Raw genomic sequence first — 15,058 nt, forward strand, 5'->3', positions numbered from 1 at the left:
TCACCTCGGCGTTCGGCGACTGCCTGACCGCGCCGGGGCTCGCGCCGGCAGTACTGATCTGCCTACAGGCGCGGAACGACATCGCGCGGGCGGCGCGGAGCCAGCACGGCTCCCTGGTCAGGTGTCCCCTCGAAACAAGCCATACTCAACCCAACTTGCCTTCTGCGAGACCCACTTACGGATGGTTCCGTTCGTCGCCTCCTGAAGGTGCGAGGAAGTTCTCATGACGCAGTCCCTCAGATCGCGAAGGCACGCCATCGGCCGGATCAGGGCCGAGAAGGCGGATCCGGCGGAGTTGGCCGGCGGTGGCAGGGCTGCCGTGCGCAGAGCCGGCAAGAAGCCCGACAGAAGGCGCGCGCTCAAGATCGTCGGGCTGTTGCTCGGGTTCGTGCTGGTGCTCGGCGTCGGAACTGCCGCGTACGCGTACTGGAAGCTGAACAGCAACATCAAGTCCGACGATCTGTCCGCGAACGGCAAGGACGGCGCCGGGCACGAGAAGACCGACGCGTTCGGACGCAGCCCGATCAATATCCTGGTCATCGGATCCGACACCCGTAACAGCGCGGCGGACTGCAGGCTCGGGGGCGCTTGCGGAACGGCCGGCGGTGCCCGAGCGGACGTGGAGATGATCGTCCACATATCCGCCGACCGGTCCAATGCCACGGTGATGAGCATCCCCCGCGACCTGCGGACCGACTGGAGCGGCTGCCACGACCCGGGACACCCGAGCATGCCGACGCAGACCCGCGCGCAGATCAACTCGGCGCTGAACGGCGGCCCCGGCTGCAGCGTCGTCGCGGTGCACCAGCTCACCGGGATACCCATCGACCACTTCATGATGATCGATTTCGCCGGCGTGGTGGCGATGTCCAACGCGGTCGGCGGGGCGCGCGTCTGCGTCAGCAAGAATGTCTACGACCCCTACAGCCACCTGAAGCTGAAGGAGGGGTCGCACACGCTGAAGGGTGATGCCGCGCTGGAGTTTGTGCGGACCCGGCACGGCTTCGGTGACTCCAGCGACAGCCGCGGCCGGACCGACGCCCAGCACATCTTCCTCAACGCCCTCCTCAACCAGTTGGAGAGCAAGGGCACGCTGAGCAGCCCTTCGGAGATGTGGGGCATAGCCAACGCCGCTACCAAGGCGCTGACCGTCGACAACAGCCTGGACTCCGCCAACAAGCTCATCGACCTGGCCCTCGACCTCAACAAGGTGCCCGCCGACCGGATCACCTGGGCCACCATGCAGACCCAGGACGTCGACCTGCCGGGTGGCGGGTCCGAGACGCTGATCGGCCCGGGCGCCAAGGAGTTGTTCAAGACCATCGCGGACGACGAGTCGCTCACCGCGTCCACCAGGAAGAAGGGCTCCTCCTCGGCGACCGCCGGCCCGATCTCCGCCGCCTCGGTCGCCGTCCACGTCGAGAACGGCACCGGGGTGTACCACCGGGGGTTGTCGATCGCCCAGGCGCTGATCGACCAGGGCTTCAGCAAGGAGACCGACTCGGGAAACGGGACCTTCTCGACCGCCACCTCGTTGACCTACCCGGCCGGGCGGAAGGCGCAGGCCCAGGCGGTCGCCAAGGCGCTCGGCCTCCCGTCCAGGACGGTCGCGCAGGGCACCGGTTCCCAGATCGTGCTGCTCATCGGCACCGATTGGACGACCGGCGACACCTTCCCCGGCGGGGGGCCGACTCCGACGCACGTCGACACCCAGGTGGCTCTGAACGGCTCCCACCAGCAGACCGGCGACACCAGGAAGTGTGCGACGGTCAGCCCCTACAACGACGTCATCGGGCTGGACGCCAACGGTATGCCCACCAGCGAGGATCACCCGCCGTCCAGCACCTCTCCGACCGAGGCGTACGCCCTTGCCAAGAACGTGAAGGACTCTGCGCCGTAAGCCTCTGGGCTCCGGACACGGTCGTAGACGCGATCATGGGCTGGGAGCCCGGCTGGTCCGCGCGGATACTCCGCTGCTACCAGCACCTGATCGCCCGCATCCTCGATCGGTCAAGCCGAGGGGGCGGCCCGGCGGCGCCGGGTGATCGACGGGGCCAGGAGCGCGTCTCCGGCGCGGACGAGTTGGACAGAGGCGACCAGCTGCTCGGGTGAGATGTACTTGAGCAGCGGCGACGACCGCCTCCGCTCCGTCGGCCGCCTCCGCCACGACGTCGATTCCCGCCTCCCGCAGAATCAGCCGGAACCCGCCGCGGACCAGCGCCTGATCATCGGCGCTGACGACCTTCATGCCGACAGAACCGCCCTCACCCGCCATCCGCCTTCCGCGCGCGGCCCCGCATCGAACGCTCCGCCGTATAGCGCCAGCCGCTCCCGCAGCCCGAGCAGCCCCCGACCCCACTTGTCCTCCGTGCCCGGGCCGTTGTCGCTGACCGTGATCACGAGTTCGTCCTCCAGTGGAGCGGGGCGTTTGCCGCCCCCAAGAGGTCTGCGGTGCTCACCGCTTCGGCCTCCCCGGCTGGCCTCTGCCGGCTCCCCCACCCCCCGTTTCCAGGAGCCTCTGCGGGCCCCTCATGGGAACGTCGTGGGAACGGAAGGCCGAGTAAAGACAGGGAGGAACCGGAAGGAGCCGGAAGACTCCGCCGCGCTGACCAGCATGAACGGTGAAGCCAGGGAAAGGTCAGGACAGACAGGGTGATCAATAGACTCTCTCCTAGAGCGGGTGTCGCAGGTTCGAATCCTGCCGGGGGCACGCGACGAAGGGCCAGTTCAGAGGCTTGATCCTCTCGAACTGGCCCTTCGCCATAATCGCGGCCGTGCCACTCACGTGCCAGAAATGCCACTACGGTGCCACATCCCCACGCTCCTTCCGGATCATCGAACCGAGCCGATCAGCGATCTCGCGGTCACGGCCGTTGACCATGTGCTGACAGATCAGTGCCGCGCGGGGCGTGCTGTGCCCCATCCTGGTCATCAGCTCACGCAGGCTCGCACCGGACGCAGCGAGGGTGTTCCCCGTGTGCCGAAGATCGTGGAAGTGGGCATCCACCGTGACCCCGGCATCCTTCCTGGCATTGATCAAGTCCCGGCTGCGCTCCGCTCCGCCGGGCGCGCTCCGGCTCCGCTCCGGGCGACGCTCCTGCCTTCGGCCCGCTCCGCCCGCGCTGCGCCGACGCGCGCCCACGTGCACGCCGGCCGGGTCATGAGTCGATCACCATAGAGAGGCGGCCCCGGTCAGAACAGCCTCCGGCGGGGGCGCTCAGGCTCCGAGATGGCGGGGCGCCGTTCGCGAGTGCCGGCGAGCAGTGGCGTGCGCGGAGTGCTCCCATCCGGTCTGCCATCGACCCAGGCAGAGCCGAGCAGACGCGGCCCATGGCGTCCAGGTCGTTCGTACAGTGGCGCGCTCCGCCTGGACGCCATGAACCGCGCCCGCTCCACGGTGTGTGGGCCGACGGCAGACGGGATGGGAGCTGGGATGAGTGGGATCATCACGCATGGCACTGATGAAGAACATGACAGACGCCAAGGGTGAGAAATGGTGGCTACAGGGTCTCGGACTCACGGCCGCAGCGGTCTGGGCCTGCGCCCGCGCGTTGAGTAACGGGCGACCGACACTACTGCGGGTGGGCTTCGGCCTAGCGGCGATCTGTTTCCTGGCTGCACTTGCGGGACTCGTCATCGACCGAATTCGAGCAACCAGACGAGGCCGCAGAGGTTCCACGGATGACACTGCCTCGGGGGAGCCGCGAGAGTCTTGATCGATGCGGTTCGAGGGAGCCGCAGTCCGACGTGATCGCCAAATGAGGCTAAATCGCGACCTACTAGGACCCGGCCAGATCCGCTCACACTCGAACCCGTGGGGGCGACGCGGGATAGTGACCAGGTCGCATGTCTTCGCTGCGGAGAGACCGGCGGCTCCGTACGCGAGCGTGGGCGTATCAGCCTCATGGCGAGCTACTGCCAGAGGTGCTGGGACGCCCTCGCCAACGAGATGGCCGAGGCCGACGGAGCCACAGCCCCACCCCGACCGGAGCCCGACCCCGATGACGTGACCTGGATCGAGCCGCCGGTTTGCCCCGAATGCGGCGCCTTGATTCGTATCTACCCAACGCTCTATGACCGATGGGTCAGCCTCGCCATGCTGGAGCTGCCCGCCAAAGACGTCCCAGAGGCCTTCAGATGGCGTTTGATGCCGCTCCCGACCCGATCTTCCCCCACCCCCGCCGATATCGTGGCCGTACGGGTCCGTGGAATCGATCCGCGTCCGGGCGAACCGGTCGTGCCGGCACACAGCATGATGTGCGTCCCCGAGTGGGGTGAGCCGTAGCCCACGTGCCAGCGAGGCGGGAAGTCCGGAGTGTGTCCCCCACGTGCCCGACCGAACGGCAACCGGCGGGGAGTGACGGGGAACACCGGGGAGCGGACCGGGAAACGCCAGGTCAGCGAATCGCCAGCTCAGCCCCGGTCCACATACACGATCTTCCAAACTGGTGCTCCAGGGCAGAGCCGCCGAGTTGACTGCGTCGTCCCACCACAGATGTACTTCCACGCATGTCAGCAACGGATGACGGTCAGTCACTCGAAGCTCACCCCACTGCCTCCCGGCCGGTGGCTGTAGCGCAGGACTACGTGGAGGGGAGGCTGTCTCAGTACCAGAAGTGGTACGACAAGAAGGCCGTTAAGACGAAGGCCATGCATCTCCGGATGAGGACGATATCCGTCGTCGGAGGAGCCTTGGTCCCCGTGTTAGTCAACCTTGACCTGTCATTCGCGAAGCTCACCGCTACGGTGCTGAGCTTGATCGTTGTCGGCTCCGTCTCCTTGGAGAGCGTGTACCGCTACCGCGAACAGTGGAAGAACTACAGGTCGACCGAACAGCTTCTTGGGCATGAGCGGATCTACTTCGAAACCAAGGTCGGGCCCTACTCAGGTCTCTCGGAGAGCGAAGCGTTCACGACCTTGGTCGCCCGTGTAGAGAGCGCAATCGCCAACGAGAACTCTGCGACCCTCAACGTGATGACCTTGGGCGGCCAGGTAAGCACTGACGTTCAAACACCGCCCGGCATCCCAGGTGCCCGGCGAGAGCTTCAGTAGACCGGGCGTGCCACTCGTGTGCCAGAACAGGCGGTGACTCACGGGGAGCCGCGGTACTCACCGGCACAGTCGACGGACGCCGCCAAGGCAGGAGACCCGCAGGTCACGCCAGCCGCCACCCAACCTCGCTCCTAGCGTGAAGATCCATGTGCGGTCGGCAGCTGTGATCTGACCGACGCGCACCGGCTGGTCATTCCGGCCAGGAGTTGCACCGCTCTGTCCAGGTCCTGAGTCTCAATGCCCTTCCGTCGCATGTACCGAAGGCGGATCGCACGTCGGCGAGGTGGTCCACCGTGTGGTCGTAAAGCAGTACCCACCGGAGTTCAAGGCGGACGCGGTCGTGCTGTACGCCGGGCGGCGCCCCATGCGGACTCGCTTCGGCTCAGCTGCGGGTGCTGGACGGCCCCGAGGGCTCCGGCCTCACGAGGGGCTGCCGGGGCGAACGGTGAGGTAGGTCCACTGGCTCCACACGCTGCCGGTCTGTGCGCCCTTGGCCGGCGGCGTGTAGTGGCCGCGGGTGCGGTAGTGGTCGTTGCTCGTGAAGAGCTTCAGAGCGCGGCCATAGCCGTACCAGCCGTCGGAGTACAAGGGCACGCAACTCTGCGAGGTGACCTGGTGCCAGGCCCCCGAGTAGTAGTGCTCGAGGTACACCGACGTGCAGCCGCCGGACTGATGGGGAGTGACCTGGAGGTCGAAGCCCATGTTCACTTCGGACTTGTAGAAGACCTGGTAGGTGGTGGATCCAATGCGGGTGGTCGAGACCGGCCACTGCATCTGCGTCCGGACCGTCGGCGTGAGGGTCGCACTGGTGGTCACCGTGCGCGGCGCGTAGCGGTAGTCACCCGCGAAGGCCGCGCTGAAGACGGTGTTGCGGGTGACCTTGTAGTACGCGACGAGATTCCCGTGCGCGTCGACCTTGCCGCTTTTGAGCTGCGTCCGCGACATGCCCGCAGGCTGGTCGTACAGCGTCACGGAACGGGAGTTGTACGTGGTCCCCAGATGCGCGGTGACCTTGACGGTCGCGCCGGAGTGGTACGACTTCGCGTCGGTCGCCACGGTCAGGCCCGGAGTGGCTCGGGACACCTGCACCTTCGCCGACGCCGTGACCGGGAGGTAGGACGTGCCGCCGTCGTAGGTGAAGGCGTACGTGTTCACGCCGCCGACTTGCGGGTTGTCGTGGAAGGCGAAGCCGCCGTCGGCCGCGACGGGCACGGTGCCCACCGAGTAGCCGGAGGGGTGCGCCAGGTCGGTCTTGACGACGTGGACCGCGCCGGTCGTCACATGGGCATGCGGCCAGGTGAGTTGCCCGACGACGGTCATCGCCGCGGCGCGGTCGCTGGCGGAGGGAGCGGTCAGCGCCATGGTGGGCGCATACTTCGCGACGGGGATGTCGAAGGTCCCGATGGCCGGGCCGTAGTGGCCGCCTCCGGAGTAGTCGACGCGGAAGCTCAGCGGACCGGTGAGGGGAGCGGTGCCGGTGACGTAGTAGGAGCCGAAGAAGTCGACCGGCTCGTGTGCCGGGGTGGTTGTCGGGTCCGGGATGAGCACACCGTCCGGATCGGCGTCGTCGTAGCGCGTGATCCGTACGGTGCCTGGAATCATGGATTGTCCGGCATCGAGGCTGAGGGGCGAATCGAAGCCTGCCCTGAACGAATAAGCCTCGCCGGGGGCGAGCGGAGTGGTGGTCGAGTCCCCGTAGAGACGGACCCACGTGGTTTCCGGGCTACGGGCAATCTGGAGGGTCGGTGATACCCCGGAGGCGTCCACAGCCACGGCGTAGAGCCGGCTCCCGTCCGGTGCCCAGGCGAGACCGTGTGCTGCCAGGCGCAGCGGATCCTCGTAGGAGTAGTCGTTGTAGTAGCCCTCTCCCCTCTCCGGAAATGTCTCGACCAGGCGGTTGTAGGCCTTGGCCATGGTGCCGTCCGGGGCTACGGCGACGGCACCGGTGCCCACTCCCGTGGCGAACTGCCCGTCCACCGTCAGATCCGAGGTGCGGTACCGGTCGTTCCACCACGTGTCCGACCGGGTCGAGACCGCCAGATGCTGCCCGTCCGCCGTGACCGCGAAGTCGCTCAGGTCGGGGAGAGGCAGCGCCTTCGCGGCTTGCCGGGTCAGCGCACCGCCTTCGGCGTGGTACGTGACGAAGGCGGAGGTGTCGCCCGTCTGTACGGCGGCCGCGAGGACGCCGGAGGGCGTCGGGGTCGTCGCCAGCATGGGTGGCGCTGCCCAACTCCCGGAATCCTGCCGCAAAGTGACCGTACCGGACCCGTCGACGGATCCGATGCCGTCGACGCCTGCCGTGCCGTACCCGAACCAGAGGGCGCCCCCGGCAACGGCCAGCGAGTCCGGATGGGTGCCCGCGCCCGTGCCGTAACGGGCCGACTCGGTCAGCTTCTCCGTGCTGATCGCCGCGATCGCGTCCTGGTCCGGGAGAGCCGCGTACAGTGCGGCTCCGTCGTCGGAGAGGGCGAGACCCGTGACACCCGGCTCACCACTGATCATCGTCGGGTTCCCGCCGTCGAGGTCGGTGACGAGAATGCCGTCGGTGCCAGCACCGCCGCTGATGAACAGGTGTCCGTGCGGAGCGTCCACGACCATGTGCGCGAAGTGCGCGATCGGTAGCGGTATGTCCGACGCCGCGTACGAGTCGACCGCGCCGGGACCGATGACAGTCGTCAGTCCCAGGAGCAGCGCTGCCGCGGTTGGCGGCGAGAATCGCGCCAGCTTCATGAAAGGCCCCCACCTAACCTTCACGATCAAGGGGCGCAACGTAGCACGGGCCAGTCGGGCACCGACAGCCGGAGCGGAGATCACAGGACCGTGCCTGGATTTGGGGTGGCACGGGGTCTGTGTCCCGGGCCGGGGCCGGTGCCAGTCGGAGATCCCATGGGAAACCGCTGCGATCAAGACTGATCGCAACCCACGGCCCGTGCAGCTACGGGCGACCTGGTGAGCAGTTGGATGGGGGACAGGGCGCACCACAAGCGGACCAGATCGACCGGGGAGTGGGGAATCACGGTGACTGCACACAAGTCCGCGGAGATCACGGACCAGCCGTTCGACCAGGTCAGCCCCCACAACGGGGCCTGCATGTCCGCAGCTTCCCAAGCTGATGGGGTCTGATGCAGGTTCGGGTGACAGGTCAAGATGTCACCCGATCGTGCGGCAGACCCAGCCCGGCGCCGTGGTTGAGGATGCTGCTCTGGTAGCCGCCGTCGGCCCAGACCTTGGTCACGCTCGGATGGGCTGCGGCCAGGTCATCGAGGAGGTGCTTGCCGCCTGCGGTGTCGTGCACGTTCGCGGCGGCGATGAGGACGGCGAGGACCAGGCCGAGCGTGTCGGTGACGAGGGGCTTGGTGATGGTGCCGGCACCGTTCGGGTTGCGCTTGCGCTGACTGGCCATCAGGCAGCCTCCTCCATCTGGCCGAGGACGAAGTCCCGGACCGCAGCAACGGGGATCCGCCGGGCGCCGTCGATCTTGATCGCGACGAGGCGGTGCGACCGGATCAGGTCGTAGACCTTGGAGCGTCCGAGTTTGGGCCGGGGTCATGACCTCCGGCACGGTCGGGAGTTCGACGGTGGCGGTGGTCATGCTGCGGCTCCTTCGTGAGCGAGCCGGGGTCCTGGGCGGGTGATCGCGTGAGGGGCGGCGCCTGGTCGCAGGGCTGCCGCGGTCCTTCGTGTCCGCGTGCGTGGGGTCCGGACCGAACTCCGGATGCGACGACGACGGGCAGGGCGGCCAGGATGCCGGGCGCGGTCCGGAGCACCGTGCGGGTGGTGCGATTCCTGCGGCCGCTCGACCGGAACAGCCCCGGGGCGCTCATCCCCCCGCGCCCCGGGGCTGTTCCGGTCGACGCGTTCGTCGGGCGCGTCGGCTGATTTCAGGGGCGGCCGAGGGCCCGGTACGTCCATCCCGCCGCGCGCCACCGTCCGGCGTCCAGGGCGTTGCGGCCGTCGATGACGTATGGCCGCGCCACCGTGTCCCTCAGTACGGCGGGGTCCAGATCGCGGAACTCCTGCCACTCGGTGAGGTGGAGGACGACGTCGGCCTCGGACAGGGCGTCCTCGGCGGAGGCCGCGTAGGCCAGGGTCGGGAACGCCTTGCGAGCGTTGTCCATGGCCTTCGGGTCGTAGACGCTGACGTTGCCGCCCTGGAGCTGGATCTGTGCGGCCACGTTGAGGGCCGGGGAGTCCCGGATGTCGTCGGAGTCGGGCTTGAAGGCAGCGCCCAGGACGGCGATCCGGCGGCCGAGGAAGCCGCCCCCGGCCGCTTCGCGGGCCAGGTCCACGACCCTGCTGCGGCGGCGCATGTTGATGTCGTCGACCTCGCGGAGGAAGGTCAGGGCCTGGCCCACCCCCAGTTCTCCCGCCCGGGCCATGAAGGCGCGGATGTCCTTGGGCAGGCAGCCTCCGCCGAATCCGACGCCGGCGCGCAGGAAGCGGCCGCCGATGCGGGTGTCGTGGGACAGGGCCTCGGCAAGGAGGGTGACGTCGGCGCCGGCGGCCTCGCAGACCTCGGCCATGGCGTTGATGAAGGAGATCTTGGTGGCCAGGAAGGCGTTGGCCGAGGTCTTCACCAGTTCCGCCGTCGGGAAGTCGGTGACGACGACAGGGGTGCCGTTCGAGATGACGGGGGCGTAGACCGCGCGCAGGCGGGCCTCCGCCGTCGTCGAGCGCACGCCGAAGACCAGTCGGTCGGGGCGCAGGGTGTCCTCGACGGCGAAGCCCTCGCGGAGGAACTCGGGGTTCCAGGCGAGTTCGGCGTCCTCGGGCAGCATCGCCGCCAGTCGCTCGGCGGTGCCGACCGGGACGGTGGACTTGCCGACCACGAGCGCGTTCCGGCCGGCCAACAGCGGGGCCAGGTGTTCGATGACGGCGTCGACGTAGCGCAGGTCCGCCGCGTTGCCGCCGGGCGACTGCGGGGTACCAACACAGGAGAAGTGGACTTCGCCGAATTCGGCGACTTCCTCGTACGAGGTGGTGAAGCGCAGCCGCCCGGTGGCCACGTGTTTGGCCAAAAGTTCTTCCAGACCGGGTTCATAGAAAGGGACCCGGCCGGATCGCAGTGCGGCAACCTTGTCCGGGTCGACGTCAAGCCCGAGAACCTCGTGGCCTATTTCCGCCATACAGGCAGCATGGGTGGCACCGAGATACCCGGTACCGATGACTGTCACACGGGCAGACACTGAATCGCCTTCCGCACATGGTGCTCAATGACCCTTTGGAGGTCTGTGGAGAGCGGAACCATAACCCCGGGGAAGAGGGTGAATCGACCCCACCAGCCCATGCCGCACAAACGTCACACGAGCGTGATCTTTCGCGGTCTGAACGTGTAACCCTCACACATCTTTCACATCTCCGTTCAATAACGAACGATCTTGATGTGGTGTTTTGAGGTGTTTTTCATGATTTAGCGCACTGTAACTCCTGCTAGTTTCCGGCCAGTTGGCGAGATCAGTGTCGAGGTCGCCGACACCAGGGGCTGGAGGGCGACCGGGGCTGCACAGGCCCGGCGGAGCAGTCGGCACGGCCTGCCGGCAGAGGACCTCCCGTGTCTGAATCTCCGATTCCACGGCTCAGGGAACGTCATGCTTGCATATTTGCTGGAATTGAGAGAATGGCGGAACAACGGGGCTGTCTACCCGTTCGCTGTTTTCATGACCATGGTCTGGTCGCTCTGGATCATCCGCATTCTGCTGGCCCGCCGCTACAAACCGTGGAAGCGACCCTGGCAGACGACGACCTCCGTCATCATTCCCGTCGTCGACGAGCCGGAAGGCCTTTTCCGTTCCGTGCTCCAGCGAATAACCGAGCAGCAGCCGACCGAGGTCATCGTCGTCATCAACGGCCGGCGCAACCCGGTCCTGGAGGACATCTGCACCGACATGGGTGTCGACTGGCGCTGGACCGAGACCCCCGGCAAGCGCAACGCGCTGCGCGTCGGCCTGGCGGAGGCGACCGGCGAGATCGCCGTACTCGTCGACTCGGACACCATCTGGACCACGGACACCCTGGCCGAACTGGTGAAACCCTTCCGCGATCCCGAGGTCGGCGGTGTCACCACCCGGCAGCGGATCCTTGACCCTGGGCGCTCGGTACTCACCCGCTGGGCCGACTGGCTGGAGAGCGTCCGCTGCCACTACTCGATGCCCGCGATGAGCGTGGTCGGCACGGTGGGCTGCCTGCCCGGCCGGACCATCGCCTTCCGCCGGAACATCCTGGAGGACTGCATGGAGGACTTCCTCAGCGAGAAGTTCCTCGGCGTCTTCCTGGAGGTCAGCGACGACCGGACGCTGACCAACTACACCCTCAAGGCCGGGTACAGGAGTGTCTACCAGTCCACCTCGCTGGTCTACACCGACGCCCCGCTGGAGCTGCGGAAGCTCGCCAAGCAGCAGTACCGCTGGGCGCGCGGCTCGCAGTACAACACCCTGCGGATGTTCTGGTGGATGCTGCGCCACGCGAAGATGCTCTGGCTGTTCTACGTCGCCGACATCCTGGTGCCCTTCGTCCTGCTCGGCACCTTCGCGTCCTGGGCGGTCGCCGCCTGGCAGCGCGACAAGCCCGGCATCTACAACCAGCTGCCGCTGCCGCACACCCCGTGGCACGCGCTGGTGTTCGTCCTCGGCCTGGCCGCCCTCATGTCCCTGATCTCCATGGCCATCCGCTTCGGCCGCCATTTCGCCTACCGGCCCAAGGACATGGTCTTCCTGCCGGTGTTCATGATCATCAACACGCTGCTCCTGCTCCCGGTACGGCTCCTCGGCTTCTTCCGCATGGCCCACAACGCGAGTTGGGGAACCCGCGCCGACAGCTTCGCCGGCGAACGCACCCGCAGCCCCCTCGTCGTGGTCCCCTACCTGCTGGGCGCCGCCCTGCTCTTCGGATCGGTGATGATGAGTGTCTGAGACAGCCGAGTCCTCCGGCCGGTCCCATGCCCAGCGCCTGCACTGGTGGAACCGCGGTAGCGGTGTCCGGCTGCGGCTGTGGATGGCCGTCAACGTCGTCGTACTGACGCTCCTCAGCTACGGCGTCTACCTCCTCGCCAACTCCAGCTCCGAGCCGGTCTACCAGGGCCTCGGTGTCCCCGCGGCCGAGCCGGGCATCAAGGACCGGCTCACGTCCGGAACGTCCACCGCCCGCTCCACCGTCCCGAAGAAAGCTTCCTTCACCGCTCCCGGAGGCAAGTACTTCGGACTCAGCAGCACCCAGATCCCCTGGTCGTCCAAGAAGACGAACACCCTGGCGAAGGCGGCCGGACAGCGGCCGACCATGTCCGAGTACTTCGTCAACTGGAACGAAGGCTTCGACCCGACCGCCGTCGACGCGTCCTACCGGCAGGGCATGCTCCCGGTGATCTCCTGGCAGCCCTGGGCCGGCCGGAAGTACGGCGCCGACCAGCCGAAGTACGCCCTCTCGAAGATCGCCGATGGCGCGTACGACGCGTACGTCACGCGCTTCGCGAAAGCCGTCGCCGCCCACCGGTGGCCCGTGGTCGTTCGCTTCGCGCACGAGATGAACGGCGCCTGGTACCCCTGGTCGGAGCAGCGCAGCGGCAACCACAAGGGCGACTACGTCAAGGCGTGGCGGCACGTCCACGACCTCTTCGAGCAGGCCGGCGCCGACAACGTCATCTGGCTGTGGAGCCCGAACATCCTGCGCCCGGTGCCCAAGGTGAGCCTGGCCGAGCTGTATCCCGGCGACGACTACACCGACTGGATCGGCACGGTCGGCTACGCCGTGCACGAGAAGACCGCGGTCGCTGTCTTCAACCCGACCCTGAAGAAGCTGCGCAAGCTCACCAGCCACCCGATCGTCATCACCGAGGCCGGCGCGCAGCCCGGCGCGTCGAAGGCGGCATGGATCACTGACTTCTTCAAGTGGCTCGGGAAGAGCAAGCAGGACGACGTCATCGGCTTCGTCTGGTTCGAACGCGACCGGGAACAGGGCGGCGGCGCGGACTGGCGCTTCACCGAGAACGAGGCGACGCTCAAGGCATTCCGGCACGGGCTCGCACACATCGACCTGACCGGGTCGGCGGACCTGTCCACGTCGGGGACCCCGACGGCCTCCGCCACCACTACGAACGGCTGATCCTCGCCAGCCGTACGGTCTCCAGCCCGCCGGCGAAGGCACGGGTGGTCCCCGGGGTCTGGGTGAAGCGCCAGTCCTGGTGGCCGCCCTCGGCACGGCTGCGCTCGAACCACACGAAGCCGATCACCTCCCGGTGCGCGGCGAACCAGCGGAAGAAGGCGGCTATCCAGGCGGCCTTCTTCCGGCCCGGCCGGGCCCCGGTCTCCGCGATCACCACCGGGCGACCGGTGAGCCCGCGCAGCCCGGCGAGTGTCGCGTCGAACACCGCGCCCGCCGTGGACTCGTCGTCCTGATAGCCCGTCATCCCCACCAGGTCGACGTACGCGTCCCCGGGGTACAGCCCCCGCAGCGACACCGCGGGCGCGTCCCGCACCACGTTCGGGCTCCACAGCCACACGACGTTGTCGGCGCCGGCCTGCTCGAAGAGGTCGTGGACGTGCCGCCACGCCTTCACGTAGTCGCCCCGGTGGTTGCCGTTGCGCTGCTCCGACCACGGGAACCACGTGCCGTTCATCTCATGCGCGAAGCGGATCACCACCGGTCGCCCCTGCGCGCGTACCGCCTTCGCGAAGCGCGTCACGTAGGCGCCGGAGCCGCCCTCGGCGATCCGTGCCAGCGCGTACCGCGGCTGCCGGGTCCCCGCGCCGGAGCCGGCCCAGGGCTCCCAGGTCAGCAGCGGCACCGCGCCTTGCGCATACGACGCCCGCACCGCGGCCGGACGAAAGTCCTCCGTCCACTTGACGAAGTACTCCAGCAGGTTCGGCGCGCTCCCCGCCCTGCGGGCCACCGCGTCCGTCTCCGCCCGGGACCAGGGGGCTTGCCGGGTGCTCACCCCGAAGTACCGGCCCTGCGGTGTCGTGACCCGCCGCACCGCGTCGTCCACCGGCTTCGCGGACCGTGTGGGCCCGGAGACACAGCCGGTGAGCAGCAGTCCCAGGGTGAGCATCGGGGCCGCCACGAACCGCGCTGCGGGTCCTGCCGTCACCACGACATGATCGCACCTCACTCGTGGCACGCTTCGGACTGCCTGCCCCTCGGGGCATGGGGGTGACGGTCTCCATGGCCAGTCACCACTCCCGGAACGGATTCAGTTCTGTTGTCAGCGGGGCGCGAACCGCGATTTCCGTGAACGATCTTGGTGCTGCGGCAGGCTGCCCCGCATAGGTCTCACCTTGCGACCGCGCTGCCGAAGCGGTACGTCGTCTGCCCAGCCGTCGGCCCTATGTTTCCCTCGTCGCAGTGTCGTCACGGTGTGTGGTGCAGGCGGCTTGACGCCTTGTGGTTCCGGAGCGGCAGCGCGGGCGAGTGCCGGATTACCGATGAGGCGCTTGCCTTCGGCAGGATGGGCGCATGACCGAGATCCGCACACCCCGTCTCCTCCTCCGTGGCTGGCACGACGACGACCTCATGCCGATGGCGGACATCAACGCGGACCCACGGGTCATGCACTGGATCGACGACGGCTCGGTGCGCGACCTGGACCACACGGCCGAGGACATCGAGCGGTGGGAGGAGGAGTGGGACGAGGAGGGCTTCGGACTCTTCGCCGTCGAACTGCTGGCCTCAGGTGAACTGATCGGCTTCACGGGACTGTCCGTACCCGAGTTCCTGCCGGAGGTGATCCCCGCCGTGGCGATCAGCTGGCGGCTCGGTTCACAGTTCTGGGGCCAGGGATACGCGTCCGAAGCCGCGCACGCCACGCTGGAGTTCGCGCTCCAGGACCGCGGCCTGGAACGCGTCATCAGCATCAACCGGGTGGGGGACAACGCCTCCGAGAGCGTCATCCGCAAGCTCGGCATGGTGCCCGAGCGGGAGACGGTACACCCGGTGTACGGCTACCCACTGCGCGTTCATGCCATCGATCTCACCGAGTTCCAGGCGTGAACAGGTCGACATCGACGACGTACGACGC

At 67.7% G+C, this 15,058-nt stretch carries 10 protein-coding genes and 3 pseudogenes; 6 read left to right on the top strand and 7 right to left on the bottom strand.

The genetic code is table 11. From position 1 onward, the window contains the following. Window positions 1-223 precede the first annotated feature (223 nt). Window positions 224-1,900: an LCP family protein gene (locus tag JF597_RS22770; RefSeq protein WP_293997628.1), complete on the top strand. Its 1,677-nt coding sequence runs from the start codon at window positions 224-226 to the stop codon at window positions 1,898-1,900. A 134-nt stretch (window positions 1,901-2,034) separates the two neighbouring features. Here the strand turns inward: JF597_RS22770 and JF597_RS22775 are convergent. Continuing rightward, a pseudogene (locus tag JF597_RS22775) lies at window positions 2,035-2,248 on the bottom strand (hypothetical protein); the annotation flags it as partial. 552 nt (window positions 2,249-2,800) lie between these two features. Continuing rightward, window positions 2,801-3,037 (bottom strand): annotated as a pseudogene (locus JF597_RS22780) (integrase); the annotation flags it as partial. Window positions 3,038-4,006: 969 nt separating this feature from the next. Between JF597_RS22780 and JF597_RS22785 the strand changes: the two are divergent. Both JF597_RS22785 and JF597_RS22790 read left to right on the top strand, forming a co-directional pair. Then, window positions 4,007-4,285 carry a DUF6083 domain-containing protein gene (locus tag JF597_RS22785; RefSeq protein ID WP_293997631.1) on the top strand — a complete coding sequence of 93 codons (279 nt, stop codon included), beginning with the start codon at window positions 4,007-4,009 and terminating at the stop codon, window positions 4,283-4,285. A 224-nt stretch (window positions 4,286-4,509) separates the two neighbouring features. Continuing rightward, window positions 4,510-5,052: a DUF4231 domain-containing protein gene (locus JF597_RS22790; RefSeq protein ID WP_293997634.1), complete on the top strand. Its 543-nt coding sequence runs from the start codon at window positions 4,510-4,512 to the stop codon at window positions 5,050-5,052. A 420-nt stretch (window positions 5,053-5,472) separates the two neighbouring features. Here JF597_RS22790 and JF597_RS22795 read toward each other — a convergent pair whose 3' ends face one another. From JF597_RS22795 to JF597_RS22810, 4 genes and pseudogenes are all read right to left on the bottom strand, one after another. Further along, window positions 5,473-7,782 carry a hypothetical protein gene (locus tag JF597_RS22795; protein WP_293997636.1) on the bottom strand — a complete coding sequence of 770 codons (2,310 nt, stop codon included), beginning with the start codon at window positions 7,780-7,782 and terminating at the stop codon, window positions 5,473-5,475. A 412-nt stretch (window positions 7,783-8,194) separates the two neighbouring features. Then, window positions 8,195-8,455, bottom strand: a complete 261-nt coding sequence (locus JF597_RS22800; protein WP_293997638.1) for a transposase — start codon at window positions 8,453-8,455, stop codon at window positions 8,195-8,197. After that, window positions 8,455-8,644: pseudogene (locus JF597_RS22805) on the bottom strand (helix-turn-helix domain-containing protein). Before JF597_RS22805 ends, JF597_RS22800 begins: the two are co-directional and overlap by 1 nt. Before the next feature lie 289 nt (window positions 8,645-8,933). Beyond that, window positions 8,934-10,238, bottom strand: a complete 1,305-nt coding sequence (locus JF597_RS22810) for a UDP-glucose/GDP-mannose dehydrogenase family protein (protein WP_293997640.1) — start codon at window positions 10,236-10,238, stop codon at window positions 8,934-8,936. A gap of 471 nt (window positions 10,239-10,709) precedes the next feature. On the opposite strand from JF597_RS22810, the gene JF597_RS22815 reads away from it, so the two are divergent. After that, window positions 10,710-11,960: a glycosyltransferase family 2 protein gene (locus tag JF597_RS22815; RefSeq protein ID WP_293997643.1), complete on the top strand. Its 1,251-nt coding sequence runs from the start codon at window positions 10,710-10,712 to the stop codon at window positions 11,958-11,960. Next, a complete protein-coding gene (locus JF597_RS22820) occupies window positions 11,953-13,146 on the top strand; it encodes a glycosyl hydrolase (protein ID WP_293997646.1) in 1,194 nt (397 codons plus the stop codon). The genes JF597_RS22815 and JF597_RS22820 overlap by 8 nt, the downstream gene beginning before the upstream one ends. Here JF597_RS22820 and JF597_RS22825 read toward each other — a convergent pair. Then, window positions 13,133-14,131: a glycosyl hydrolase gene (locus JF597_RS22825; protein WP_293997649.1), complete on the bottom strand. Its 999-nt coding sequence runs from the start codon at window positions 14,129-14,131 to the stop codon at window positions 13,133-13,135. The two genes, JF597_RS22820 and JF597_RS22825, sit on opposite strands and share 14 nt — an antisense overlap. 365 nt (window positions 14,132-14,496) lie before the next feature. Between JF597_RS22825 and JF597_RS22830 the strand changes: the two genes are divergently transcribed. Beyond that, window positions 14,497-15,030: a GNAT family N-acetyltransferase gene (locus tag JF597_RS22830; RefSeq protein ID WP_293997652.1), complete on the top strand. Its 534-nt coding sequence runs from the start codon at window positions 14,497-14,499 to the stop codon at window positions 15,028-15,030. The last annotated feature ends 28 nt before the right edge of the window (window positions 15,031-15,058 follow it).

Origin of the sequence: Streptomyces sp. (assembly GCF_019510245.1) — a bacterium.
Classification (GTDB): domain Bacteria; phylum Actinomycetota; class Actinomycetes; order Streptomycetales; family Streptomycetaceae; genus Streptomyces.